Annotated in this window: 18 protein-coding genes; 6 read left to right on the top strand and 12 right to left on the bottom strand. The window is 65.0% G+C overall.

Annotated features, from left to right (window positions below):
* Positions 1–3: 3 nt before the first annotated feature.
* From QF040_RS05755 to QF040_RS05705, 11 genes are all read right to left on the bottom strand, one after another.
* Positions 4–1479: a M20 family peptidase gene (locus QF040_RS05755; protein ID WP_429610190.1), complete on the bottom strand. Its 1476-nt coding sequence runs from the start codon at positions 1477–1479 to the stop codon at positions 4–6.
* Positions 1480–1499: 20 nt separating this feature from the next.
* Positions 1500–3605 (bottom strand): 3-hydroxyacyl-CoA dehydrogenase NAD-binding domain-containing protein, encoded by a 2106-nt coding sequence (locus QF040_RS05750; RefSeq protein WP_429610189.1) that lies wholly within the window; start codon positions 3603–3605, stop codon positions 1500–1502.
* A gap of 198 nt (positions 3606–3803) precedes the next feature.
* Complete coding sequence (locus tag QF040_RS05745; RefSeq protein WP_429610188.1) at positions 3804–4499, bottom strand: ABC transporter ATP-binding protein; 696 nt, start codon at positions 4497–4499, stop codon at positions 3804–3806.
* 1 nt (position 4500) lies between these two features.
* On the bottom strand, positions 4501–5271 hold the full coding sequence (locus tag QF040_RS05740; protein ID WP_429610187.1) for an ABC transporter ATP-binding protein: 771 nt from the start codon (positions 5269–5271) through the stop codon (positions 4501–4503).
* Positions 5272–6579 (bottom strand): branched-chain amino acid ABC transporter permease, encoded by a 1308-nt coding sequence (locus QF040_RS05735; protein ID WP_307507236.1) that lies wholly within the window; start codon positions 6577–6579, stop codon positions 5272–5274.
* Positions 6580–6583: 4 nt separating this feature from the next.
* Positions 6584–7537 carry a branched-chain amino acid ABC transporter permease gene (locus QF040_RS05730; RefSeq protein WP_176657545.1) on the bottom strand — a complete coding sequence of 318 codons (954 nt, stop codon included), beginning with the start codon at positions 7535–7537 and terminating at the stop codon, positions 6584–6586.
* Between the two features lie 72 nt (positions 7538–7609).
* Positions 7610–8854 carry a branched-chain amino acid ABC transporter substrate-binding protein gene (locus QF040_RS05725; RefSeq protein ID WP_429610186.1) on the bottom strand — a complete coding sequence of 415 codons (1245 nt, stop codon included), beginning with the start codon at positions 8852–8854 and terminating at the stop codon, positions 7610–7612.
* Between the two features lie 222 nt (positions 8855–9076).
* Positions 9077–10306, bottom strand: coding sequence for a branched-chain amino acid ABC transporter substrate-binding protein (locus QF040_RS05720; protein ID WP_013541606.1), 1230 nt, complete (start codon positions 10304–10306; stop codon positions 9077–9079).
* A gap of 149 nt (positions 10307–10455) precedes the next feature.
* Positions 10456–12099, bottom strand: coding sequence for a 3-(methylthio)propionyl-CoA ligase (locus QF040_RS05715; protein ID WP_429610185.1), 1644 nt, complete (start codon positions 12097–12099; stop codon positions 10456–10458).
* Positions 12100–12345: 246 nt separating this feature from the next.
* Positions 12346–13935: a carboxylesterase/lipase family protein gene (locus QF040_RS05710; protein WP_429610184.1), complete on the bottom strand. Its 1590-nt coding sequence runs from the start codon at positions 13933–13935 to the stop codon at positions 12346–12348.
* A 539-nt stretch (positions 13936–14474) separates the two neighbouring features.
* Complete coding sequence (locus QF040_RS05705; protein ID WP_429610183.1) at positions 14475–16415, bottom strand: carboxylesterase/lipase family protein; 1941 nt, start codon at positions 16413–16415, stop codon at positions 14475–14477.
* Between the two features lie 132 nt (positions 16416–16547).
* On the opposite strand from QF040_RS05705, the gene QF040_RS05700 reads away from it, so the two are divergent.
* The 6 genes from QF040_RS05700 (at position 16548) to QF040_RS05675 (ending at position 21350) form a co-directional block, all read left to right on the top strand.
* A complete protein-coding gene (locus QF040_RS05700) occupies positions 16548–17648 on the top strand; it encodes an AraC family transcriptional regulator (protein ID WP_429610182.1) in 1101 nt (366 codons plus the stop codon).
* A gap of 63 nt (positions 17649–17711) precedes the next feature.
* Positions 17712–19193, top strand: a complete 1482-nt coding sequence (locus tag QF040_RS05695) for a protein adenylyltransferase SelO (protein ID WP_429610181.1) — start codon at positions 17712–17714, stop codon at positions 19191–19193.
* Positions 19190–19600 carry a peptide-methionine (R)-S-oxide reductase MsrB gene (msrB, locus tag QF040_RS05690; protein ID WP_306879563.1) on the top strand — a complete coding sequence of 137 codons (411 nt, stop codon included), beginning with the start codon at positions 19190–19192 and terminating at the stop codon, positions 19598–19600. The genes QF040_RS05695 and msrB overlap by 4 nt, the downstream gene beginning before the upstream one ends.
* Positions 19601–20140, top strand: coding sequence for a septation protein A (locus QF040_RS05685; RefSeq protein ID WP_042581657.1), 540 nt, complete (start codon positions 19601–19603; stop codon positions 20138–20140).
* The gene (locus QF040_RS05680) at positions 20137–20415 is read left to right on the top strand and encodes a BolA family protein (protein WP_013541613.1); all 279 of its coding nucleotides are present in this window, start codon (positions 20137–20139) and stop codon (positions 20413–20415) included. Before QF040_RS05685 ends, QF040_RS05680 begins: the two co-directional genes overlap by 4 nt.
* Positions 20416–20564: 149 nt before the next feature.
* On the top strand, positions 20565–21350 hold the full coding sequence (locus QF040_RS05675; RefSeq protein WP_429610180.1) for a peptidylprolyl isomerase: 786 nt from the start codon (positions 20565–20567) through the stop codon (positions 21348–21350).
* A gap of 79 nt (positions 21351–21429) precedes the next feature.
* Here the strand turns inward: QF040_RS05675 and purL are convergent, their stop codons facing one another.
* On the bottom strand, positions 21430–25437 hold the full coding sequence (purL, locus tag QF040_RS05670; protein WP_429610179.1) for a phosphoribosylformylglycinamidine synthase: 4008 nt from the start codon (positions 25435–25437) through the stop codon (positions 21430–21432).
* Positions 25438–25508 lie beyond the last annotated feature (71 nt).

Genomic DNA, 25508 nt, shown 5'->3' with positions numbered 1-25508 from the left:
TCGTCATTGCGCCGGAGCAGCGTTGGTGTTGCTCAGGAGCTGGTGATAGAAGCCGATCATCTCGCCGTAGTTGGAGATGGCCAGGCGTTCGTTGTTGCCGTGAAAGCGCGCGAGGTCTTCGCCCTTCACGCGGAACGGCGAGAAGCGGAAGACGGCGTCGCTCACGAGGCTGAAGTGGCGCGAGTCGGTGGCGGCGGTCATGAGGCCCGGGGCCACGACGGCATCGGGAAAGGTCTGGCGCACGGCCTGCTGGATCGCGCGGTAGCCGGTGCTGTCGGTCGGCGACACGGGCGACGGCTCGGAGTTTCCTGGATAGCGCTTGATCTTGATGTCGTCGTTGGCCAGGGCCTTGCGCAGATGCGCCTCGACGCTGTCGATGGTGTCGCCCGGCAGGATGCGGAAGTTGACGGCCGCCTCGGCGCGGCCGGGCAGCACGTTGTCCTTGTTGCCGGCGCGCACGATGGTGAGCGCGGTGGTCGTGCGCAGCATGGCGTTGCTGCTCGGGCTCTTCTCGAGCTGGCCGCGCACCAGCGGCTCGGTGAGCCACAGGTTGGAGAGCATCACGCGGTTGACGCCGCTCATCTCGGGCGCGAGCGCACCGAACATCTGGCCCGCCACGCCCTTGATGCCGCCGGGCATCGGGTTGGCTTCGAGCCGCGCGAGTGCCGCGCTCATGCTGCCGATGGCGCTGTGCTGCGGCGGCATCGACGAATGGCCAGGGGCCGTGTCGAGCGAAAGGAAGAAGGTGCCGTAGCCTTTCTCGGCCAGGCCGATCAGTGCCGCGGGCTTCGAAAGTCCGGGCAGCACGCCGTCGAGCACCAGGAGGCCTTCGTCGAGCACCCAATCGAGGCGCACGTTGCGCGACTTGAGCAGTTCGGCGATGGGCAGCGCGCCGCGTAGGCCGCTCACTTCCTCGTCGTCGCCCATCACGAGGTAGACGGTCTGCTTCGGCTTGAAGCCGGCGCCGATGAGCAGCTCGATGGCTTCCATCTGCGCGAAAAGATTGCTCTTGTTGTCGAGCGTGCCGCGACCCCAGACGAAGCCGTCCTTGATCTCGCCCGCGAAGGGATCGACCGTCCAGGCCTTCTCGGTGCCGGGGGCGATGGGCACCATGTCCTGGTGCGCCATCAGCGCGATCGGCTTGGCCGACGGATCGGTGCCGGCCCATGTGTAGAGCAGCGCCTTGTTGCCCACCACCTCCTTCTTGAGGGTGGCGTGGACCTTCGGGTACTGCTGCTCTAAATAGGCGTGCAGCTTGTCGAACTCGGCCGCGTTGGCGGCCGGGTCATCGAGGCCCGACACCGTGCGGAACGTGATCGCCGTCGACAGCCGCTTGGCGGCGGCCTGCAGGTCGATGTCCAGCTTGGGTGCGGGCGCCACCGCCAGTTGCTGCGATGGCGTGGTCCAGGTCTTGACCGCCACGGCGGCCACCAGCAACACGATTGCCAGCAGCAGCCCGAGGAAGATGCGTTTCAACATAGGCGGTCAGGACTTTCGGATCAGCTGAAGGACTTGCCTTCGGCCACCAGCTTCTGGATCAGCGGCGCGGGCTGCCAGAACTCGGCGTCGTCGCGCGGGTTCTTCGCAAAGCGCTTCATCGACTCGGCCACGTTGTAGAGGCCCACTTGCGATGCGTAGTGCATCGGGCCGCCGCGCCAGATCGGGAAGCCGTAGCCGGTGAGATACACCATGTCGATGTCGCCGGACTTCGAGGCAATGCCGTCTTCCAGGATGTGCGCGCCTTCGTTGACGAGCGCATAAACGAGTCGCTGCACGATCTCTTCGTCGGAAATCTTGCGCGGCGTGATGCCCAGTTCCTTGCGGTGGTCCTCGATCATCTTGTTGACCAGGTCCGAGGGAATCGCATCGCGCTTGCCGGCCTGGTAGTCGTACCACCCTGCCCCGGTCTTCTGGCCGAAGCGGCCCAGTTCGCAGAGCTTGTCGGCCGTGCGGCTGTACTTCATGTCGGCACGCTCGGTGGCGCGGCGCTTGCGAATGGCCCAACCGATGTCGTTGCCGGCCAGGTCACCCATGCGGAACGGACCCATGGCAAAGCCGAACTTCTCGATGGCCTTGTCCACCTGCTGCGGCAGCGCGCCTTCGTCCAGCAGGAAGCCGGCCTGGCGCGAGTACTGCTCGATCATGCGGTTGCCGATGAAGCCGTCGCACACGCCCGAGACCACCGAGGTCTTCTTGATCTTCTTGCCGATGGCCATGACCGTGGCGAGCACGTCCTTGGCGGTGGCCTTGCCGCGCACCACTTCGAGCAGCTTCATCACGTTGGCCGGGCTGAAGAAGTGCATGCCGACCACGTCCTGCGGACGCTCGGTGAACGAGGCGATCTTGTCGACGTCGAGCGTCGAGGTGTTGGAGGCCAGGATCGCGCCCTTCTTGGCGACTCGGTCGAGTTCCTTGAAGACCTTTTCCTTGACGCCGATTTCCTCGAACACCGCTTCGATGATGAGGTCGGCATCCTTCAGGTCGTCGTAGCTCAGCGTGGTGCTCAGGAGCGCCATGCGCTGCTCGTACTTGTCCTGCTTGAGCTTGCCCTTCTTGACCTGGGCTTCGTAGTTCTTCTTGATGGTGGCGACGCCGCGGTCGAGCGCCTCCTGCTTCATCTCGAGGATCTTCACGGGGATGCCCGCGTTCAGGAAGTTCATCGAAATGCCGCCGCCCATGGTGCCGGCGCCGATCACGCCCACGGCCTTGATCTCGCGCTTGGGCGTGTCTTCGGGCACATCGGGAATCTTGGAAGCGGCGCGCTCGGCCATGAACAGGTGGCGCAGCGCCAGCGATTCGGGCGTGAACATCAGCGCGGTGAAGATGCGGCGCTCCTCGGCCATGCCTTGGTCGAACTTCATCTTCGTCGCGGCCTGCACGGCGTCGATGCACATGAGCGGCGCCGGGTAGTTCTTCGACATGCCGCCCACCATGTTCTTGGTGAACTGGAAGTAGGCATCGCCTTGCGGATGCTTGCACGGCAGGTTGCGCACCAGCGGCAGCGCTTCACCCGTCTTGCCGGCCACGCTCTTGGCGAAGGCCACGGCTTCGTCGAACACCGACTCGGCCGATGCGGCGAGCTTGTCGAACAGCTTCTGGCCCGGCAGGCTCGCGAGCAGTTCGCTCTTCACCGGCTCGCCGCTCACGATCATGTTGAGGGCGGTTTCCACGCCGATCACGCGCGGCAGACGCTGCGTGCCGCCGGCACCGGGAATGAGGCCGAGCTTGACTTCGGGCAGCGCGATGCTGGTACCCGGCGCGGCCACGCGGTAGTGGCAGCCGAGCGCCAGTTCGAGGCCGCCGCCCATGCACACGGAGTGGATGGCTGCGACGATGGGCTTGGGGGAGGCTTCGAGCGTGAGGATCACGCTCAGGAGGTTGGGCTCTTGCAGCGCCTTGGGCGTGCCGAATTCCTTGATGTCCGCACCGCCGGAGAACGCCTTGCCGGCGCCGGTGATGACGATGGCCTTGACGGCGTCGTCGGCATTGGCCTTGGCCAGGCCATCGGTGATGCCGATGCGGGTCGAGAAACCGAGACCGTTGACCGGAGGGTTGGTCAGTGTGATCACGGCGACATCGCCGAGCACTTTGTATTCAGCCGTCATGCTGCGTTCCTTGGTGTGTGAAGAAAAAGAAGAAAAAGCACGAGTGTTCTTTTTCGGAAGATTCTAGGCTTTTGTCGCGACGCAACAATGGCATGCAGTCGCTGTCGAGACAAGGCCCCCAACCGTTCGGGCTGAGCTTGTCGAAGCCTGCGCGCGCCCTGGCGGCCCTTCGACAAGCTCAGGGCGAACGGGGTTTGCTCAAACCTCCAGCCACTCTTTGCGAGTGGTGGCGTCGGCGCGGAGGCTGTCCGGCGTGCCGTCGAACACGATGCTGCCGTGGCCCATGACGAGCGCACGGTCCGAAATTTGCATCGCGATGGTGAGCTTCTGCTCGATCAGCAGCACCGAAATGCCCTTGTCCTTCAGCGTGCGCAGGTACTGCCCGACCAGTTCGACGATCTTGGGCGCAAGGCCTTCGGTGGGCTCGTCGATGATGATGAGATCGGGGTCGCCCATCAGTGTGCGGCACAGCGTGAGCATCTGCTGCTCGCCGCCCGAGAGCACGCCCGCTTCGGTGTGCTGGCGCTCCTTCAGTCGCGGGAACATGTTGTACATGTCGTCGAACTGCCAGCGGCTGCCCTTCCCGTTGCCCTTCTGCCCGAGCAGCAGGTTCTGGTGCACCGTGAGCTTGGGGAAGATGTCGCGGTTCTCGGGCACGTAGCCGATGCCCAGGTGGGCGATCTCGTAGGCCTTCTTGCGCAGGATGTCCTGGTCCTTCCAGCGCAGCGTGCCTTCGGCATGCACCAGGCCCATGATGGCCTTGGCGGTGGTCGAGCGGCCCGAGCCGTTGCGGCCCAGCAGCGCGACGATTTCGCCGGGACCGACGTCGAACGAAACGCCATGCAGCACATGGCTCTTGCCGTAGTAGGCGTGGATGTCGTGAAGCTTCAGCATGTCAGTGTCCCGCCTGTGCATCGGCCACCGAGGACCCGAGATACGCCTCTTGCACCCGCGCATTTGCGCGAACTGCAGCGGGCGTGTCGAAGGCGATCACCTCGCCGTACACCACCACCGCGATCTTGTCGGCAAGGCCGAAGACCACGCCCATGTCGTGCTCCACCGTGAGCAGCGTCTTGCCGACCGTCACGTGCTTGATGAGCGAGATGAAGTGCGAGGTCTCCGTCTTGCTCATGCCGGCCGTGGGTTCGTCCAGCAGGATCACGCCGGCACCGCCTGCGATCGTCACGCCGATTTCCAGCGCGCGCTGCTCGGCATAGGTGAGGTTCACCGCATGCACGTCGCGCTTGCGCTCCAGGCCGATCTGCTTGATGAGCTCCTCGGTGCGCGCGTTGGCGTCGTCCAGGTTCGAGAGAAAGCGCAGGAAGGTGTACTTGTAGCCCAGGCTCCAGAGCACGCCGCAGCGCAGGTTCTCGAACACGCTCAGCTTCGGGAAGATGTTGGTGATCTGGAAGCTGCGGGAGAGCCCCAGCCGGTTGATCTCGTAGGGCTTCTTGCCGTCGATGCGCTCGCCGTTCAGCAGCACCTCGCCGCTGGTGGGCGTGAGGCGGCCGCTGATGAGGTTGAACAGCGTCGACTTGCCCGCCCCGTTCGGGCCGATGATGGCCACGCGTTCGCCGGCGTTCACCGCCAGGTCCACGCCGCGGATGATTTCGGTCTTGCCGAAGTTCTTCCGCAGCGCCTTCAATTCCAATGCGTACGCGCTCATTTACGCCGCCTCCCGACGTTTGATTTCTGCTTCTATTTCTTCCTGCGCGCGACCCCAGACGCGCACGAAGCGGCGTCGCGCCACTTCCAGCGCAGCCAGGCCGATCGCCAGGATCACCGCCGCGCCGAGCCAGCTGCCCACGCCTGCCGTGTCGAGCGCCACGCCGAAGAAGTTCAGCGTCGGGCCCATCGCCGCGTTGAGCTGGATGTGATAGATCATCTCGATGAGCGCAGCCGCGCCGATGACCACCGGAACCAGCGCCACCGCGATGGCGAGGTACAGCAGCCAGAAGCGATCGAACTTGCCGAACTTGGCCACGCGCAGGTTCATCATGATCAGGCTCGCGATGCCGCCGGGGGCGAACATCACCATGAACACGAACACCAGGCCGAAGTACAGCTGCCAGGCCTTCGACAGCTCCGACAGCAGGATCGATGCGAACACCAGCAGCACCGCGCCGATGATCGGCCCGAAGAAGAACACCGCGCCACCCAGGAAGGTGAACAACAGGTAGCCGCCCGAGCGGATGGCGTTGAGACTGTCGGCCGCGTTCACGATCTCGAAGTTGATCGACGCGAGACCGCCGCCGATGCCGGCGAAGAAGCCCGCGATGATGAACGCGAAGTAGCGCACGCGCTGTGTGTTGTAGCCGATGAATTCGACGCGCTCCGGGTTGTCGCGCACCGCATTCAGCATGCGGCCGAGCGGCGTGCCGGTGAAGGCATACATGAGCGCGGTGCAGACAAAGCAGTACGCGGCGATCAGGTAGTACACCTGGATCTGCGAGCCGAAGTTGAAGCCGAAGAAAGTCGGGCCGTACACGCGGTCGGTGGTGATGCCGCCCTCGCCGCCGAAGAAGCTCGGGAACATGAGCGCCATCGAGGCCACCAGTTCGCCGATGCCCATGGTGATCATCGCGAAGGTGGTGCCCGACTTCTTGGTGGTGACGAAGCCGAGCAAGATCGCGAAGAACATGCCGGCCAGGCCGCCCACCAGCGGAATGAGCACCAGCGGAATCTGCATGCCGCCCTTCGCGCCCATGTTCATCGCATGAATTGCGAGGAACGAGCCGAGGCCCACATACACCGCATGCCCGAAGCTCAGCATGCCGCCCTGCCCCAGGAGGATGTTGTAGCTCAGGCAGATGATGATGAGATAGCCCATCTGCGAGAGCATCGTGAGCGCCAGGCTGCTCTTGAAGAGCAGCGGCGAGACGATCAGCACGACGGCGAACAGCGTCCAGATCAGGTAGCGCCCGATGTTCCAGGGCTTGAAGCGGTAGTACTGCGTAGAAGTTGCTGTGGTCATGGGGTCAGTCCTCCCGGGTTCCAAGAAGACCCTTGGGCCGGAAGATGAGGATCAGCACCAGGAACAGGTACGGCAGGATCGGCGCAACCTGCGAGATCGTGAGCTTGAGGAGCTCGTAGCCGAAGGTCTGGTCGGTCACCGTCATGCCGATGGCGCGAAGGCCCGTGGCGAGTGACTGGTCCATGGCGACCGCGAAGGTCTGGATGATGCCGATCAGGAGCGACGCGAGGAACGCACCGGCCAGCGAGCCCATGCCGCCGACCACCACGACCACGAAGATGATCGAGCCGACCGAGGCCGCCATCGCGGGCTCGGTGACGTAGGTGTTGCCGCCGACCACGCCCGCAAGACCCGCGAGCGCGGCACCGCCGCCGAACACCAGCATGAAGACGCGCGGCACGTTGTGGCCCAGCGCTTCCACCATGTCGGGGTGCTTGAGCGCCGCCTGGATGACCAGGCCGATGCGCGTGCGCGTGAGCAGCAGCCACACAGAGATGAGCATCAGCACCGCCACCAGCATGATGAAGGAGCGCGACTTCGGGAACTGCGTGCCATAGAGCGAGAACAGCGGTCCTTGCAGTTGCGTAGGCAGGCCGTAAGGCACGGTGGAGCGGCCCCAGGCCAGTTGCACCAGTTCGAGGATGAGGTACGAGAGGCCGAAGGTCACCAGCAGCTCGGGCACATGGCCGAACTTGTGGACCCGGCGGAGGCTATAGCGCTCGAACGCGGCACCCAAGAGGCCCACCAGCAGCGGCGCAATGAACAGCGCCGGCCAGAAGCCGATGATGTTCGACAGCGTGTACGCAATGTAGGCGCCGAGCATGTAGAAGCTGGCGTGCGCGAAGTTGAGCACGCCCATCATGCTGAAGATCAGCGTAAGGCCAGAGCTCAGCATGAACAACAGCAAGCCGTAGCTGACGCCGTTGAGCAGCGAGATGACGAAGAATTCGACGTTCATCGGTCTTTCGAATGCGTGAAAAAGAAAGAGGCCCGAGTGTTGAAGTCGGGCCTCGACCAGCTAGACGACAGATCAGGAAGCCGCGGCGCCGGGTCGCTTCATCTGGCACGTCGTCGGGGTGCTCGAGACGTAGGGCTCGTAGTACTTCACCGGGGCCAGCGTGTAGCCGGTGTTTTCGGGGCTGTACGGGTTCTTGGCGTCGGCCTTCTGCCAGCGCGTGATCCACAGGCCCTGCTGCAGCTGGTGGTCGGCCTTGCGCATCTCGACGTCGCCGTTGAAGCTCTTGAACTTCATGCCTTCCATCGCGGCCGCGACCTTCACGGGCTCGGTCGACTTGGTGCGCACGAAGGCTTCGCTCAGCATCGCGTACACCGTGTAGATGTCGGTGGTGTACAGGTCGTCGTTGAACTTCTTCTTGAACTCGTTCATCAGCGGCTGCACCGGGCCCGGCGCGTTGTAGTGGCTGTAGCCCACCTGGTAGACCTTGCCGTCCGAGGCCGCGCCCATGGCGGTCGGCGTGCCGTTCGTCACGGCGTAGTAGGTGTAGAACTTGACGTTCAGGCCCGAGTCGTTGGCCGACTTGATGAGCAGCGCGAGGTCGGAACCCCAGTTGCCGGTGATGACCGTGTCGGCGCCCGACGCCTTGATCTTGGCGATGTACGGTGCGAAGTCGCGCACCTGTGCGAGCGGATGCAGGTCGTCGCCGACGATCTCGACGTCGGGGCGCTTGGACTTGAGGTTTTCCTTCGCGAACTTGGAGACCTGCTGGCCGTGCGAGTAGTTCTGGTTGATGAGGTAGACCTTCTTGATGTCGGTCTGGTCCTTCATGAAGGTGGTGAGCGCCTCCATCTTCATGGAGGTGTCGGCATCGAGGCGGAAGTGCCAGTAGCTGCACTTGCTGTTGGTGAGGTCCGGGTCGACCGCCGCGTAGTTGATGTACAGCACTTCCTTGCCCGGATTGCGGGCGTTGTGCTTCTCGAGCGCATCGATGATGGCGAGCGCGGGGCCGGAGCCGTTGCCCTGCACGACGTAGCGCGCGCCCTGGTCCATGGCCGAGCGCAGTGCGCTGGTGGTTTCCTGCGGGCTCAGCTTGTTGTCGATGCCGATGACTTCGAACTTCACGCCGGCCGCGTTCTTCTTGTTGAATTCTTCGGCCAGGAACTGAAAGGTCTTGAGCTGGTTCGTGCCCACCGCGGCCATGAGGCCCGAGAGCGGGTCCAGCCAAGCGATCTTGACGGTTTCACCCTTCTGGGCCAGAGCACCGGTGGCACTCGCGGCAAGGATGGCGGCGGTAGCGATTTTCAGAGCGAACTTCACGATCTATATCTCCTGGTCAAACCGAATCAAAAAGCCTTGCACGAGCGTACAAGCGTTCGCAGCCCCTCCCCTCAGGGAATGCCCGTAAGGGGGTGGCCGCAAAGGCCCGTTTCTATCGCGCAGGCGACAGCGCATTTCTCCAATTGCTACCCGGCGGTAGATCATTGCTACCAGCGAGTAGGAATGCGTTTACAAAGACGCTTGGTACGCCGGGCCGGCGTACTAAGGGCGCTTCATCTGGCAGGTCGTCGGCGTGCTCGCCACATACGACTCGTAGTACTTCACGGGAACGTTCGTGTAGCCGGTGTTCTCGGCGTCGTAGGGATACTTGGCGCTCGCCTTCTCCCAGCGCGAGATGTACAGGCCCTGCTGCAACTGGTGGTCGGCCTTGCGCATCTCGACCTCGCCGTTGAAGCTCTTGATCTTCATGCCCTCCAGCGCGGCCGCGACCTTGACCGGATCGGTCGACTTGGTCTGGACGAAGGCTGCATCGAGCAACGCGAACGTGTGATAGATCGACGACTGCGTGAGGTCGTCGTTCATCTTCTTCTTGTAGCCGGCGAGCAGCTTCTGGATCTCGCCGCCCATGTTGTAGTGGGCATAGGCCACCGTGTAGACCTTGCCGGCCGAGGTGGCGCCCATGGCCGTCGGCGTGCCAGCGCCCGGTGCGTAGTAGGTCAGGAACTTGACGTCCAGCCCCGAGTCGTTCGCCGCCTTGATGAGCAGCGAGAGGTCGGAGCCCCAGTTGCCGGTGATGACCGTGTCGGCGCCCGAGGCCTTGATCTTGGCGATGTAGGGCGAGAAGTCGCGCACCTGGGCGAGTGGGTGCAGGTCGTCGCCCACGATCTGGATGTCGGGGCGCTTGACCTTCAGGTCTTCCTTGGCGAACTTCGACACCTGCACGCCGTGCGCGTAGTTCTGCCCGAGGATGTAGACCTTCTTGATGTCGGTCTGGTCCTTCATCCAGGTGGTCAGCGCCTCCATCTTCATGGAGGTGTCTGCATCGAGGCGAAAGTGCCAGTAGCTGCACTTGCTGTTGGTGAGGTCGGGGTCGACCGCCGCGTAGTTCAGGTAAAGCAGTTCCTTGCCGGGATTGCGCGCGTTGTTCTTCTCGATGGCATCGATGATCGCCAGCGCCGGGCCCGAGCCGTTGCCCTGGGTGATGTAGCGCGCGCCCTGGTCCTGCGCCGAGCGCAGCGCGGCGGTGGTTTCCTGCGGGCTCAGCTTGTTGTCGATGGCGATGATCTCGAACTTCACGCCCGACGCATTCTTCTTGTTGAATTCTTCCGCCAGGAACTGCGTGGTCTTGAGCTGGTTGGTACCCACGGCGGCCATCAGCCCCGACAGCGGGTCGAGCCAGGCGATCTTGACCGTCTCGCCCTTCTGGGCAAAGGCGGCCGTCACGCTCACCAACATGGCACAAGCAGCGACTGACTTGAGAGCAAATTGCATGAAGAGTCTCCTGGATGAATGGCGGGTATGAGGCGGGATGCCAGCGTACAAGCGCCCTTTTCTTCGCCGCACAGGGATTGCCCGCAAGGAAGCCCGCCGGAGCGGTCTTCCTATCGCGTGCGCGACAGTGCGGCGGGGCCTTGGCTGCTTCAGAGCGTTGGCAACTTGTAGTCCTTGAGCAGTTCGCGCAGCTTCGTTTTCAGGATCTTTCCGGTGGCGCCGATCGGAATGGCCTCGACGAAGACCACGTCGTCGGGGATCTGCCACTTGGCGGTCTTGCCTTCGTAGAACTTGAGCAGTTCCTCGCGCGTGACTTCGGCGCCGGGCTTCTTCATCACGGCGATGATCGGCCGCTCGTCCCACTTCGGATGGAACACGCCGATGCAGGCGGCCATGGCCACGGCCGGGTGCGCGACGGCGATGTTCTCGATCTCGATGGAGCTGATCCACTCGCCGCCGGACTTGATCACGTCCTTGCTGCGGTCGGTGATCTGCAGGTAGCCCTCGGCGTCGATGGTGGCGACGTCGCCGGTGGGGAACCAGCCGCGGCCCTGCGCATCGGGAATGAGCGGATCGCCGCCCTCGCCCTTGAAGTACTCCTTGACGATCCACGGTCCCTTGACCAGCAGGTCGCCGTAGGCCTTGCCATCCCAGGGCAGCTCGTTGCCGTCGCCGTCGACGATCTTCATGTCCACGCCGAAGATCGCGCGACCCTGCTTCATGCGGATCTGAAGCTGCGCCTCGGGCGACAGCGACTCGTGCTTGTTCTTGAGCGTGCAGAGCGTGCCCAGCGGGCTCATCTCGGTCATGCCCCAGGCGTGCAGCACCTCCACGTTGAACTTCTGCTGGAACGCCGTGATCATGGCCGGCGGGCAGGCCGAGCCGCCGATGACAGTGCGGTTCAGCTTGCTGAATTTCAGGTCGCCCGCCTGCATGTGGCCGAGCATCATCTGCCACACGGTGGGCACGCCGGCGGCGAAGGTCACGCCTTCGGACTCGATCAGCTCGAACACCGACTTGCCATCGAGCGCAGGGCCGGGGAACACGAGCTTGCAGCCCACCAGCGCCGCCGAGTACGGAATGCCCCAGGCGTTGACGTGGAACATCGGCACCACCGGCAGCACCGAGTCGCGTGCCGACAGGCGCATCACGTCGGGCAAGGCCGCGGCGTACGCGTGCAGCATGGTCGAGCGGTGGCTGTAGAGCGCGGCCTTCGGGTTGCCCGTGGTGCCGCTCGTGTAGCACATGCTCGAAGCGGAGTTCTCGTCGAAGCTGGGCCATTCGTAGTCGGTCGACTGCGCGCCCATCCAGCTTTCGTAGCTCACCAGATTGGGGATGCCGCTGTCGGCCGGCAGCTTGTCGGCATCACAAAGCGCAATCCATTTCCGGATCGTGGGGCACTTGGCATGCACCGCCTGCACCAGCGGCAGGAAGGTGAGGTCGAAGCACAGGATCTGGTCTTCGGCGTGGTTGGCGATCCAGGCGATCTGGTCGGGGTGCAGGCGCGGGTTGATGGTGTGCAGCACGCGGCCGCTGCCGCTCACGCCGTAGTACAGCTCCAGGTGCCGATAGCCGTTCCAGGCCAGCGTGGCGATGCGGTCGCTGAAGAGCAGCTGCTCGCCGTCGAGCGCATTGGCCACCTGCCGGGCACGCGATGCGATCCCGCCCCATGTCGTGCGGTGAATATCGCCTTCGACACGGCGCGAGACGATCTCGCCATCGCCGTTGTGGCGCTCGACGAACTCGATCAGCGACGAGATCAAAAGCGGTTGGTCTTGCATCAAACCCAGCATTTACGGATTCCTTTTTTTTCAACAGAAGTCAGCGGTTTCAGAACTACGGCGATTCACGCAATTTATGTGCGTTCGCACAATGACAGAAACCCGCAGTCTTCTGGGCACCGATCTGTCGTCCGGACGACAGCCCACGGTCGTCGGGGCACGCAGGACCGGGTCGCGCCTTGTCCCCCGCGGGACTCCCGCCCCCCCGCGGCGGCGATCGCCGCGGGGGTGAGCCGTTGCCGACGCGCCGGTGTTCGATCAAGGTGCGCTGTTCTGCAGTTGCGTCTTGCTGGCGTCCAGCAAGATCTTGCGTGGCCAGTGGGGCCAGGTCACGCCCAGGCCCGGGTGGTTCGGATTGCCGGTTCGCGCGAACGCGGACAGGCTGCCGACCATCGCATCCGAAAGCGCCTCGCGCCCGGGCCGGTTCGCCTCGCCGAACGAGGGCGAGAACAGATTGGGTCCAAAGTTGTGGAACATGAACGCCGTGTCGAGTCCATGGGTGGCGCCATAGACAGTGTCGAATGGCGCCACCTGCTGGCTCCAGTCGAAGCGGTAATACCAGGTTTGGGTCGGCAGGTGCCTGGCCACCGAGTCGATCTGGGGGAACAGGCCTTTCAGGAAGACCGTTTGTGTGCCCAAGTCCGATAACGCCTTCCAGCCGTCCCGCGCCCTGTCTGCTGGCAGGTAGGGCGCGCTGATCAGGTCCGCCACAGTGAGGGTCGCGGCCGCGTCGGGGTCGAAGCTGTACTCCATGCCGAATTGCTCGTAGGCGCTGAGTTTGAAGCCGCTCCCCCAGCCGGTGAGTTCCCCGAACGTACGACCGAACAAGGTGCCCTCGTCCCGGGTATTGCCGATCAGCAGAGGCATCTTGTTGAACCTTCCGGCATCCACTTCGTCCGGCGAGTTCCGCGGCAGCATGGCGCCGTCCTCGATCGGCCCCGGCGCATAGTGCAGCGCCGGGTCAGCGAGCACGATGGTCAGCAGCCGGTCCGCAGCTACGCCGCGCACATAGGCGGCGATCTGCGCATCGGTCTGCGAAGCCACCCAGGCCTCGAACGTGACGCCGGTGGCTTTGCCTTCGGCGATGGCGATCGCTTTGAGCAGGTCTTTCGCGTAGGTCTGCGCATCGGCGCGCGAGGCAAAGCTGATGCCGCCGCTCAGGGGCACCGCCTTGTGCAGCAGGCCGGTCGACGCCGGCGAGACCACCAGCCCCCAGGTATTGACCGCGCCGGCCGACTGCCCCATCACCGTGACGTTGCCCGCATCGCCGCCGAATGCGCCGATGTTGGCCTGAACGAATCTCAGCGCCTGCATCTGATCGAGCAGCGCGAAGTTGCCCGAGTCGTTCCTCGCATCGCCGGTCTTGAGTTGCGGCAGGTCGAGCCATCCCAGCGCTCCCAGGCGGTAGTTGATCGTGACGACGACGACATTGCCGCGTTTGGCGAGTTGCGCGCCATCGTAGGTCGGATCGGCCGTGTAGCCCGAGATGTTGCTGCCGCCGTGGATGTAGACGATCACGGGGAGCTTGGCAGTGTCGCCGGCCGGGCGCCAGATGTTGAGCGTCAGGCAGTCCTCGTTGCCCACCGGCTTGCCGAAGCCCTCGCGCACCGCCATGCCGAAGGGCGCGTCGTCGGGGGCGGGGCTGAAGTAGCGCCCGCCCTGGGCGCAGGAGTGGCCGAACTTGCCTGCGGCGCGCACGCCCTCCCAGGGCTCGGGATCGGCTGGCGGCGCCCAGCGCAGGCTACCGACCGGCGGCTTGGCAAAGGGAACGCCCTTCCAGGACCAGGTGCCGGTATCGGCACTGTCGTCGACGCCCTCGATCTTGCCGGCGGTGGTCTGGCGCACCATCGGGCCTTCGGCGGCCGATGCTGACGGAGGTGGAGGTGGAGGTGACGGCGCAGCGGGCGGAGGCGGCGGGAGCGCCACCGGGGAGATCCCACCCGGGTCCGATGAGCCGCCGCATGCCACGAGGCCCGTGCTGGCGGCTGCGATCACGGCCATCGCGATGGCGCAGGCCACCCTTGCCTTCTGCCCGGCTGCACCCCGGCCTTGCACCGTTGCCGTTTTTTTCATGTGCTTGTCTCCCCTTGGTTGATCGGAATTCCTGTGGCGGCGCCCGACAGCCACACACCGACTGGCTGGTCCCCGAAAAATTCTAGGAACGGACGCCCTTTCGATCGCTATCGCAAGCGAGCCAATCGAATGACTTCAGGAGCCGATGCCCCTTGCGCACGGGAGCCCACGCGGTCGAGCAGGCGTGCTGCAATGCGGCAGCCATGCGGTACGCCTGCCCGTCCGCATGGCTCGAAGGTGTCCCCGTCGATGCTCGACGCCTGCCACGTCCGGGCGGTACGGCCATCCGCCGCTCCGGACCGGCAAAAGGCTCCTCAAGGCGCGTAAACCGGCGTGGTCCTTTTGGCCGTGAGCGTGGCATCAAACAGCATCTGCGACGGCCACTGCTCCCATGTCGCTCCAAGTTCGGGCGTGTTCGGATTGCCGCTGCGCATGAATGCGCCGACGCTCGCCATGACGGCCTTGGAGAGCGCCAGCCGGCCCTGCTCGTTGGCCTTGCCGCCCATCACATTGCTCAGCCCCGTGCCTTGGAAATTGCCGAACACAAATGGCAGTTCGAAGGCGTGCGCCGCGCCGAAGACATCATTCCAGGGCGGCGGCTCCTGCGCCCAGTCGAAGCGGAAGCTCCAGACGCCGGGCCCGTCGCCGGGCGGCTGCCGTTTACGCAACGTATCGAGCAAGTGGTCGCGACTGAGCTCGAAGCCGAGCTTCGTCATGAGATTCGTGGCTTCGTTGTAGCCTAATGACTTGCCGACCGGGAGATAGTCACCATGGATGATGTCTTTCACCGTGAGTCTTGGCGCCGCATCCGGATCGAAGTCGAACATCATCGAGAAGCGTTGGGCGCCTTTGACCTTCCAGGGGTCCTTTAGATTCAAGCCGATCGTTGCCAGCTGTGACGCAAATAGCTTGCCTTCGTCGCGCGTGGTAGCCGCAAGCACCGGCACCTTCTGGTACTTATCGGCCGCGATGGCGCCGATCAGATCGGGCGGCAGCAGAGTGTTGTCCAGGATGGGCCCAACCCCTCCCAGCTTGGCATTGTTCACAGCGGTCAGTAGCGCCGCCCCGTCCATCGAACGCAGATGCTCGGCGATCTGCGCCGGCGTCCTGACTCCGATCGGGGCCGAGGCCGCATCGAAGGATGTGTCGCCAGCACCGAGCAGCGCCTTCAGGATCGACTCGTCTTTCTTGAGTGAGGCCTCGGCCGACGAAAGCACCGTCAGGCCAAGCGAGGACAGCGGAGGGTCCGAGCGCCAGGTCAGCCATGCCAGCGAGGGAGGCAACACCGAACTCATCGTACCTGTGTAATTTTTTGGAAGCGAGATGCTGCCGCTCATCTCGAAGACCTTGTGGAACAAGCCCTTGGCTCTGGGCGCGGCCATCAGCGCTAGCAGGTTGACGGCGCCAGCCGATTGGCCCGAAAGCGTGACATTGCCCGGATCGCCGCCGAAATTCGCGACGTTGTCACGGATGAATTGCAGCGCCGCCATGTTGTCCAGCAGCGCGAAGTTGCCCGAGTCCTCGCCCGCCGCCCCCTCGGCGCCCCCGAGGCGCAATTGCGGCAAGTTGATGAAGCCCAGGACACCCAGACGGTAGCTGGCGGTGATGACCACCACACCCGCGGCCTTGGCGAGCGCGGCTCCGTCGAGCATCGGGTCGGCGGTGTAGCCCGAGACGTTGCTGCCGCCGTGGAGGAAAAGCAGCACCGGCAGGTTCTTGTCGGCGGTCGCCGGTCGCCAGATGTTGATGTACAGGCAATCCTCGCTGCCGACCGGCTTGTCCAGGCTGGTGCCAATGGCCGCGTCGTAAGTGTTGTTGGTGCCGGGTCCAAAGATCGTGCCGATCTGCAGGCAGGCATTGCCGAACTTTTTGGCGGAGCGAATGCCCCCCCAAGTCTCGGGCTCGACGGGCGCACGCCATCGAAGCTGACCGACGGGCGGCTGGGCCAGGGGAATTCCCTTCCAGAACCAGGTGCCAGTGTTGGCGCTGTCATCCACGCCCTCGATGTTTCCGGCCGCGATCCTACGAACCATGGGGCCGTCGCCGAGCGGCATGGCCGACGAGGTCGTCGGTACGGATGGTTCTGTTGGCGGCACTTCCACCGTGGGCCCCGGCACCGATGAAAAGCCGGAGTCCGCCCCCCCACCGCAGGCCGAGAGCGCAACACAAGCCATTGCCGCCATTGCTCTCGCCACAGTACTTGCCGCCTTCTTTTGCTTCTGGCCCGTATTCACCATTGTTTCTTCAATTTTCATTGTTTGCCTCCCATACCGGGTTAATCGGAATTCCTGCATCGGTGCCCGCTCGCCATACTTCGTCGCCCGGACCCGCCAAAAAATTCTAGGAAGGGACCCGGCTTCAACAGCTATCGCAAGCGAGCCAATTTCATGACTTCAGGAGCCCCCTTAATCCATGTCCAGCGCCGATCGCAGCGCAGACCAGGCTGCACTTTCCAGCCGGACCTTCGGACCAGCTCGGCCGCATGGCTCCAGGGCGTGCTCGCGATGTTCGAAGCCGAGGGTCTGGATGTGCCCTCGCTTCTGCGCGAGGCCGGCTTCGACCCCGGCTCGCTGCAACGTCAGAACGCTCGCATACCGGTGGACGAGATTTCCGTGCTTTGGCAATTGGCCGTGGCGCGCGCCGGCAAGCCCACTCTCGGCCTGCAACGCCACCTGGCCGCCACGCACAGCAAGCTGGGCACGGTTGGGCATGCGATGGCCTGCTGCGCCGACCTGGGCGGGGCACTGGCTCGCGTCACCCGCTACATTGCGGTGATCTCGGACGCGACCGTCCTGTCGATGCACCACGAGGCGCGCGGCTGCTGGATGGTGATGGCGCACACGGGCGGCAGCCTGCCCATTCCGCGGCAGCGCGTCGAATACGCCATCTTGACTGCCTTCATGCAATGCCAATGGCTCACGCGGCGCGCGTTGCAGCCCCTGGCATTGGAATTCGTCTACCCGGCGCCGGCCGACGACCGATCGCACCGCGAGGCCTTCGATTGCCCGATCCGCTACAACGCGCCCGCCAACCGCTTTCTGATCTCGGCGGCCGACATGGCCTTGCAGCTGCCCACCCACCATCAGGCCCTCGGCGAGATGCAGGCGCATCTGCTGGACGACCACTTGAGCCTGCTGGGCCAGGCCACTACCAGCAGCCTTGTCTGCGCCGAGATCGCTCGCCGGCTGCCGCACGGCGAGCCGCGCCGTCATGACGTCGCTGCCGACCTCGGACTCGCCGAGCGCACGCTGCAGCGGCGGCTGCAGGAGGAGTCGGTGTCGTTCCAGTCGCTGCTCGACCGCACCCGCCGCGAACTGGCGCAGCAGTACCTGGCGGAAGACCGCCACACCTTGACCGCCGTGGCCGACATGCTCGGCTTCGTGGACAGCAGCAACTTCTTCCGGGCCTGCAAGCGCTGGTTCGGCCTGCCGCCCGCGCAGTACCGGGCCAGGATCTGGGACACGGACACATCAGCGCTGGCCCACTGAAGCCTTCCGGGCTCCGATGGCCCGCACGGCAAGGGGTTACGCCCGGTGCCGGACAATCCGGACATGAGCCTGCTTGCTGAAGACATGGACGTCGCGGACCTGGGATTGCGCTGGAAACCTGGTTTCCAGTCACTCGGCCCCGCCTTTTTCACCCACCTGCGTCCCACGCCCCTGCCCGATCCGTACTGGGTGGGCCATAGCGAGGCGGTGGCGCGCGAACTGGGGTTGCCAGCCGATTGGCGGCAATCGGACACCACGCTCGCGGCGCTGACCGGCAGCCTGCCGGTCGCCGGTACCAACCCGTTCGCCACGGTCTACAGCGGACACCAGTTCGGCGTGTGGGCCGGCCAGCTCGGCGATGGCCGGGCGATCATGCTGGGCGAAACCGAAGGCGGGCTCGAGGTGCAACTGAAGGGCGCGGGCCGCACGCCCTATTCGCGCGGCGGCGACGGCCGCGCCGTCCTGCGCTCCAGCATCCGCGAATTCCTCTGCAGCGAGGCCATGCACGGCCTTGGCATTCGGACCACCCGCGCGCTCTGCGTGACCGGCTCCGACGCCCGCGTATTCCGCGAAGAGCCCGAGAGCGCCGCCGTCGTGGCCCGCGTGGCGCCGAGCTTCATCCGCTTCGGCCATTTCGAGCACTTCGCGGCCAACCAGCGCGAAGACGAGCTGCGCGCCCTCGCCGACTACGTCATCGATCGCTACTACCCGGCCTGCCGCACCACCGAGCGCTTCAACGGCAATGCATATGCCGCCTTCCTCGAAGCCGTGAGCGAGCGCACCGCCGCCCTGCTCGCCCAATGGCAGGCCGTGGGTTTCTGCCACGGCGTGATGAACACCGACAACATGAGCATCCTCGGGCTCACCATCGACTACGGGCCGTTCCAGTTCCTCGACGGCTTCGATCCGCGCCACATCTGCAACCACAGCGACACCAGTGGCCGCTACGCCTTCAACCAGCAGCCGAACGTGGCGTACTGGAACCTCTTTTGCCTCGCGCAAGCGCTGCTGCCGCTGATCGGCGACCAGGAAATCGCCGTCGCCGCGCTGGAGTCGTACAAGACGGTGTTCCCGAACGCGTTCGAGGCCCGCATGCGCGCAAAGCTCGGCCTCGCCGATGCGGCCGAGACCGACCGGGCGCTGATCGAAGGCGTGCTCAAGTTGCTGGCGGCAGGCAAGGTCGACTACACGATCTTCTGGCGCCGCCTCTCCAACTACATGGCCGACGGCAACGCGGAGCCGGTGCGCGACCTGTTCCTGGACCGCGCGGGCTTCGACGCCTGGTTGCTCTCATTTTCAGAGCGCCATGCGCAGTCGGTGCGTTCGGAAGCCGCCGATCTGATGCTTCGGTCCAACCCGAAATACGTGCTGCGGAACCACCTGGGCCAGCAAGCCATCGAAGCGGCTGCGCAAAAAGACTTCTCGGGTGTGGCAACCTTGCTGGCGCTGCTCGAAACCCCATTTGAAGAACACCCCGGTGCCGACGCATACGCCGGCTTCCCGCCCGACTGGGCTTCCACGATTGAAATCAGCTGCTCATCATGACCACTCCCGTACAGAAAACCGACGCCGAATGGAAAGCCCTGCTCGCTGAAAAAGGCGCGGAACCCGCCGCCTTCGAGGTGACCCGCCACGCCGCCACCGAACGCCCGTTCACCGGCAAGTACGAAGCGCACTGGGACGACGGCACCTACCACTGCGTGTGCTGCGGCGCCAAGCTGTTCGAGTCGGGCACCAAGTTCGATGCCGGCTGCGGCTGGCCCAGCTTCTCGGAAGAAGCGGTGCCCGGCGCCATCAAGAACATCGTCGACCGCTCGCACGGCATGGTGCGCACCGAGAATGTCTGCGCCAATTGCGGCGCCCACCTCGGACACGTGTTCCCCGACGGCCCGACGGAAACGGGCCTGCGCTATTGCATGAACTCCGCGTCGCTCGATTTCCAGAAAAAATAAATGAAGCTGATCCTCGACTTCTTCCCGATCCTGCTGTTCTTCGGCGCCTACAAGCTCGCCGACATCTACACCGCCACCGGCGTGCTGATGGCCGCCACCGTGGTGCAGATGGCCATCATCTATGCGATGGAGCGCAAGCTGCAGGCGATGCAGAAGGCCACGCTGGTGCTGATCCTTCTGTTCGGCACGCTCACGCTGGTGCTGCACGACGACCGCTTCATCAAATGGAAACCCACCGTGCTCTACGGCGCGATGGCGATCGCGCTGGCCGTGGCGCTCTGGGCGCTGAAGAAGAACTTTTTGAAGATGCTGCTGGGCTCCCAGCTCGAACTGCCCGATCGCATCTGGGGCCGCCTGAACGTCGCGTGGATCGGCTACTGCCTCTTCATGGCGCTCATCAACGGCTACGTGGCGGCCTACTTCACCACCGAGGCCTGGGTCAACTTCAAGCTCTGGGGCTATGTGTTCCCGATCGTCTTCCTGGTGGCGCAGGGCCTGTACATCGCGCCGCACCTGAAAGAAGACAAGCCGACCGCATGACGAGCACGACCACTCCCTTGCCGACGCCCGCCGCGCTCGAAGCGGCATTGCGCGAAGCGCTGGCTCCAACGCAGCTCGAAGTGATCGACGAAAGCGCCGCGCACGCAGGCCACACGGGCGCCAATGCGGAGGGCTACGGCACGCATTTCCGGGTGCGCATCGCCTCCCCACTCTTCGAGGGGAAGCCTCGCGTGGCGCGACATCGCCTTGTGTATGATGCCCTCCAAGTTTTTATCGCACAGGGTCTGCACGCCATCGCCATCGAGGTGCTCTGAGTCGTCCGTACTGGTTGCACGGGGTTGCACGCGGTCTTCGCCGCGATGCCCCAGCCCCTCTTTCTTCCCCGTTTTGTTCGTCTCTCTCCGCTTTCTTTCACGCGCCTTTTCCTACACGCGCACTTTCTCCCCAGCCTGATATTCATTCCATGAAAAAACACATCTTGCAGGCCGTCGCGGCCGCAGCGCTGATCGGTGCCATTCCCATGGCGGCTCTGGCGCAGAACGCAGCCATCGTGAACGGCAAGCCGGTGCCCAAGGCCCGCATGGACGTTCTGGCGCAGCAACTGGCCGCCGCAGGCCGCCCGGTGACGCCGGAAATGCAAAGCCAGCTGCGCGAGGAAATCGTGGCCCGCGAAGTGTTCATGCAGGCAGCGCAGAAGCAAGGCCTGGACGCCAACGACGACTACAAGAACCAGCTCGAGCTCGCCCGCCAGGCCATCCTGATCCGCGCGCTGTTCGACAACTACCGCAAGACCAACCCGGTCTCGGACGCCGACGTGAAGGCCGAGTACGACAAGTTCGTCGCGGCCAACGGCGGCAAGGAATACAAGGCCCGCCACATTCTGGTGGAGACCGAGGACCAGGCCAAGAAGATCATGGCCGACCTGAAGAAGGGCGCCAAGTTCGAAGACATCGCCAAGAAGCAGAGCAAGGACCCGGGATCGGGCGCCAACGGCGGCGACCTCGACTGGGCCAACCCCGCGAGCTTCGTGCCCGAGTTCTCGGAAGCGATGATCAAGCTGAAGAAGGGCGAGACCACGCCGGCGCCCATCAAGACGCAGTTCGGCTATCACATCATCCGCGTCGACGACATCCGCCAGGCACAACTGCCGAAGCTGGAAGAAGTGAAGCCGCAGGTCACGCAGCAGCTGCAGCAGCAGCGCCTGCAGAAGTACCAAGAGGAACTGCGCGCGAAGGCCAAGGTCGAGTAAGCCTCGCGCTTCTCTCCCCCATAAAAAAACGGCCTGCGGGCCGTTTTTTTATGGGGCTGCCGCAGCAGCCTTCAGGTGATCAACCCACCCACTTGCGCGCATTGCGCCAGATCTGCATCCAGGGGCTCAGTTCGCTCCGGTCGCCCGGCGTCCAGCTCATCTGGATGTTGCGGAACACGCGCTCCGGGTGCGGCATCACGGCGGTGAAGCGGCCATCCGCCGTAGTCACCGAAGTGAGGCCGCCGGCGCTGCCGTTCGGGTTGAACGGGTACTGCTCGGTCGCGTTGCCGTGGTTGTCCACGAAGCGCATCGCCGCGATGGCTTTGGTCGCGTCGCCGCGGTGCTTGAAGTTCGCGTAGCCCTCGCCGTGCGCCACCGCGATCGGCAGGCGGCTGCCGGCCATGCCCGCGAAGAAGAGGCTCGGCGATTCGAGCACCTCGACCATCGACAGGCGCGCCTCGAAGCGCTCGCTCTGGTTCGTGGTGAAGCGCGGCCAGGCTTCGGCGCCCGGGATGATGTCGGCCAACTCGGCGAACATCTGGCAGCCGTTGCACACGCCAAGGCCGAAGGTGTCTTCGCGGCCGAAGAAGGCCTTGAACTGCTCGGCCAGCTTCGGGTTGAAGGTGATGCTGCGCGCCCAGCCGATGCCGGCGCCCAGCGTGTCGCCGTAGCTGAAGCCGCCGCAGGCGACCACGCCCTTGAAGTTGGCGAGGTCCGCCCTGCCCGTCTGCAGGTCTGTCATGTGCACGTCGTAGGCCTCGAAGCCCGCTTCGGTGAACGCATAAGCCATCTCGACATGCGAGTTGACGCCCTGCTCACGCAGGATCGCGACCTTGGGACGCGACTGCAGGATGGCGGGTGCCGCAGGCTGTGCGTTCGGCAGGAACACATGCATGCCGGGGTCCGAAACTTCGCCAGCCGCGGCGTGCTCGGCATCGGCGCAGGCCGGGTTGTCGCGCTCGCGGGCGATCTTCCAGCTCACCGAGTCCCACACCTGATGCAAGTCATGCAGCGATGCGCTGAACACCGACTTGGCATCGCGCCAGACTTCGAGCTTGCCCTTGCCCGCATCCATGGTCGAGCTGGCAGGCCGCGTCTTGCCGACGAAGTGGCTGTGCGCGCTGAGGCCGTGCGCGCGCAGCACCTGCATCACATCGTTGCGCTCTGCGGTGCGCACCTGCAGCACCATGCCGAGCTCTTCGTTGAACAGCGCCTTGAGCGTGAGCTCCTCGCGCCGCGCGCTGACCTGCTGCGCCCAGTTCTTGGCGTCGCCGGTTTCCATGCGGCTGTCGGAAATGCCGTCGCCTTCGGTGACCAGCATGTCGACGTTGAGCGCCACGCCGACGTGGCCGGCGAAGGCCATCTCGCAGGCGGTGGCGAACAGGCCGCCGTCGCTTCGGTCGTGCATCGCGAGGATCTTGCCGTCAGCACGCAGTGCGTTCACGGCGTTGACCAGTGCCACGAGCTGCGCCGGATCGTCCAGGTCGGGCACGGTGTCGCCGCTCTGGCCGAGCGTCTGCGAGAGGATGCTGCCGGCCATGCGGTGCTGGCCACGGCCCAGGTCGATCAGCACGAGCGTGGTGTCGGCTTCTTCCGCGTCCAGTTGCGGCGTGAGCGTGCCGCGCACATCGGCGAGCGACGCGAAGGCGGTGACGATCAGGCTGACGGGCGAGGTGACCTTCTTGGCCTCATCGCCGTCCTTCCACTGCGTGCGCATCGACAGCGAATCCTTGCCGACCGGGATCGACACGCCGAGCGCCGGGCACAGTTCCAAGCCCACGGCCTTGACGGTCTCGTACAGCGCGGCGTCTTCGCCGGGCTCGCCGCAGGCGGCCATCCAGTTGGCCGACAGCTTGACGCGCGAGAGTTCGATCGGCGCGGCCAGCAGGTTGGTGATCGCCTCGGCCACCGCCATGCGGCCCGAGGCCGGCGCGTCGAGCGCGGCCAGCGGCGTGCGCTCGCCCATGCTCATGGCTTCGCCGGCAAAGCCCTTGTAATCGGCCAGCGTCACGGCGCAATCGGCCACCGGCACCTGCCACGGGCCGACCATCTGGTCGCGGTGGCTCAGGCCGCCCACGGTGCGGTCGCCGATGGTGATGAGGAAACGCTTGGAAGCGACGGTCGGGTGCGCGAGCACGTCGATGGCGGCCTTCTGCAGATCGACGCCCGTGAGGTCGAGCGGCTTGAAGGTGCGGGCGACGGTCTTCACGTCGCGGTGCATCTTGGGCGGCTTGCCGAGCAGCACGTCCATCGGCATGTCGACCGGCTGGACCGCGGCGCCTTCGTCGGCCACCAGCAGCTGGCGCTCTTCGGTCGCCACGCCGACCACCGAGAACGGGCAGCGCTCGCGCTCGCAGAAGGCCTTGAACTGTTCGAGCGACTCCGGCGCGATGGCCAGCACGTACCGCTCCTGGCTTTCGTTGCACCAGATTTCCTTGGGTGCCATGCCCGACTCCTCGAGCGGCACCGCGCGCAGGTCGAAACGCGCGCCGCGGCCGGCGTCGTTGGTCAGTTCGGGAAAGGCATTGCTCAGGCCGCCCGCGCCCACGTCGTGGATCGCCAGGATCGGGTTGGCCGCGCCCTGCTGCCAGCAGTGGTTGATGACCTCCTGCGCGCGGCGTTCGATCTCGGGGTTGCCGCGCTGCACCGAGTCGAAGTCGAGCTCGGCCGCGTTGGCGCCGGTCGCCATCGAGCTGGCGGCGCTGCCGCCCATGCCGATGCGCATGCCGGGGCCGCCGAGCTGGATCAGCAGCGAGCCGGCCGGGAACTGGATCTTCTTGGTCTGGGTGGCGTCGATGCTGCCGAGGCCGCCCGCGATCATGATGGGCTTGTGGTAGCCGCGCTGCACGGTGTCGAGGTCGCTCGTCACCGCCTGTTCGTATTCGCGGAAGTAGCCCAGCAGGTTGGGCCGGCCGAATTCATTGTTGAACGCGGCACCGCCGAGCGGCCCCTCGGTCATGATTTGAAGCGGACTGGCGATGTGTTCGGGCTTGCCGTAGTGGCCGTCTTCAGGCCAGAGCTTGGAGACGGTGAAGCCAGTCAGGCCCGCCTTGGGCTTGGAGCCGCGGCCCGTGGCGCCTTCGTCGCGAATCTCGCCGCCCGCGCCGGTCGAAGCGCCGGGGAACGGCGAAATCGCGGTCGGGTGGTTGTGCGTCTCGACCTTCATCAGCACATGGCTCAGGGCGCTATTTTTCTGATAGCTCTGCGAACCGTCGGCCGGAATGAATCGCTCGATGGTCGCGCCTTCCATCACCGAGGCGTTGTCCGCATAGGCGATGACCGTGTGCTGCGGGTTCTGTTTCTCGGTGTGGCGGATCATCGAGAACAGGCTCTGCGGCTGTGCCTTGCCGTCGATGGTGAACTGAGCGTTGAAGATCTTGTGGCGGCAGTGCTCGCTGTTGGCCTGCGCGAACATCATCAGTTCGACGTCGCTGGGGTTGCGGCCCAGGCGGGTGAAGGCTTCGACGAGGTAGTCGATCTCGTCCTCGGCCAGCGCCAGGCCGAAACCGGTGTTGGCGGCGACCAGGGCTTCGCGGCCGCCGGTTTGCACATCGACCTGCGCCATCGGCTGGGCCGGCAGTTCGCTGAAAAGGCTCGCGGCCTGCTCGACGGTGGCGAGCACCGATTCGGTCATGCGGTCGTGCAGCGGGCCGGCCACGGCGGCGAGCGTGTCGCCCTCGATGACGGGGGCCTTGCCGATCAGCGGCGACTTGAGCTTCAGGTGGTATTGCGTGACCCGCTCGACCCGGCGCAGCGCCAGGCCGCAGTTGTGGGCGATGTCGGTGGCCTTGGAGGCCCAGGGCGACACGGTGCCCAGGCGCGGCGTGACGACCACCGAAGTGCCCGCCTTGGCCGGCGCCTCGAAGGGCTCGCCGTAGGTCAGCAGTGCGGCGAAGCGGTCACGGCCGGCCGCGTCGAGTGCGGCATCGGTGACCACCAAGTGCACGAAACGGGCCGAAATGCCCTCGATGCGCGGTTCGATGGCCTGCAGCTTCGGCAGCAGTTGCCGTGCTCGGAAATCGCTGAGTGCGCTGCCGCCCTCGAACAGGGTTACGACGGGAAGGGCTTGAGGTGCGGGCTGCGTCACGGTCGATGTGGGGCCTCGGGGGCCGCGTTGGGAATCAAGAAATCGAGGGCGGATGGCCGCTGACTGGGGTC

Source organism: Variovorax sp. W2I14 (genome assembly GCF_050435205.1).
GTDB lineage: Bacteria > Pseudomonadota > Gammaproteobacteria > Burkholderiales > Burkholderiaceae_C > Variovorax > Variovorax paradoxus_C.
The sequence above is the reverse complement of the archived record's forward strand: the minus strand, read 5'-3'. Positions and strand labels throughout refer to the sequence as shown.

Coding starts and splice junctions, on each gene's coding strand:
- QF040_RS05740 (WP_429610187.1), bottom strand. CDS start 5,271: ATGAGCGCGTACGCATTGGAATTGAAGGCGCTGCGGAAGAACTTCGGC.
- msrB (WP_306879563.1), top strand. CDS start 19,190: ATGACCACTCCCGTACAGAAAACCGACGCCGAATGGAAAGCCCTGCTC.
- QF040_RS05675 (WP_429610180.1), top strand. CDS start 20,565: ATGAAAAAACACATCTTGCAGGCCGTCGCGGCCGCAGCGCTGATCGGT.
- QF040_RS05720 (WP_013541606.1), bottom strand. CDS start 10,306: ATGCAATTTGCTCTCAAGTCAGTCGCTGCTTGTGCCATGTTGGTGAGC.
- QF040_RS05735 (WP_307507236.1), bottom strand. CDS start 6,579: ATGACCACAGCAACTTCTACGCAGTACTACCGCTTCAAGCCCTGGAAC.
- QF040_RS05710 (WP_429610184.1), bottom strand. CDS start 13,935: ATGGTGCGCCAGACCACCGCCGGCAAGATCGAGGGCGTCGACGACAGT.
- QF040_RS05685 (WP_042581657.1), top strand. CDS start 19,601: ATGAAGCTGATCCTCGACTTCTTCCCGATCCTGCTGTTCTTCGGCGCC.
- QF040_RS05730 (WP_176657545.1), bottom strand. CDS start 7,537: ATGAACGTCGAATTCTTCGTCATCTCGCTGCTCAACGGCGTCAGCTAC.
- QF040_RS05695 (WP_429610181.1), top strand. CDS start 17,712: ATGAGCCTGCTTGCTGAAGACATGGACGTCGCGGACCTGGGATTGCGC.
- QF040_RS05705 (WP_429610183.1), bottom strand. CDS start 16,415: ATGAAAATTGAAGAAACAATGGTGAATACGGGCCAGAAGCAAAAGAAG.
- QF040_RS05700 (WP_429610182.1), top strand. CDS start 16,548: ATGACTTCAGGAGCCCCCTTAATCCATGTCCAGCGCCGATCGCAGCGC.
- QF040_RS05755 (WP_429610190.1), bottom strand. CDS start 1,479: ATGTTGAAACGCATCTTCCTCGGGCTGCTGCTGGCAATCGTGTTGCTG.
- QF040_RS05745 (WP_429610188.1), bottom strand. CDS start 4,499: ATGCTGAAGCTTCACGACATCCACGCCTACTACGGCAAGAGCCATGTG.
- QF040_RS05750 (WP_429610189.1), bottom strand. CDS start 3,605: ATGACGGCTGAATACAAAGTGCTCGGCGATGTCGCCGTGATCACACTG.
- QF040_RS05680 (WP_013541613.1), top strand. CDS start 20,137: ATGACGAGCACGACCACTCCCTTGCCGACGCCCGCCGCGCTCGAAGCG.
- QF040_RS05715 (WP_429610185.1), bottom strand. CDS start 12,099: ATGCTGGGTTTGATGCAAGACCAACCGCTTTTGATCTCGTCGCTGATC.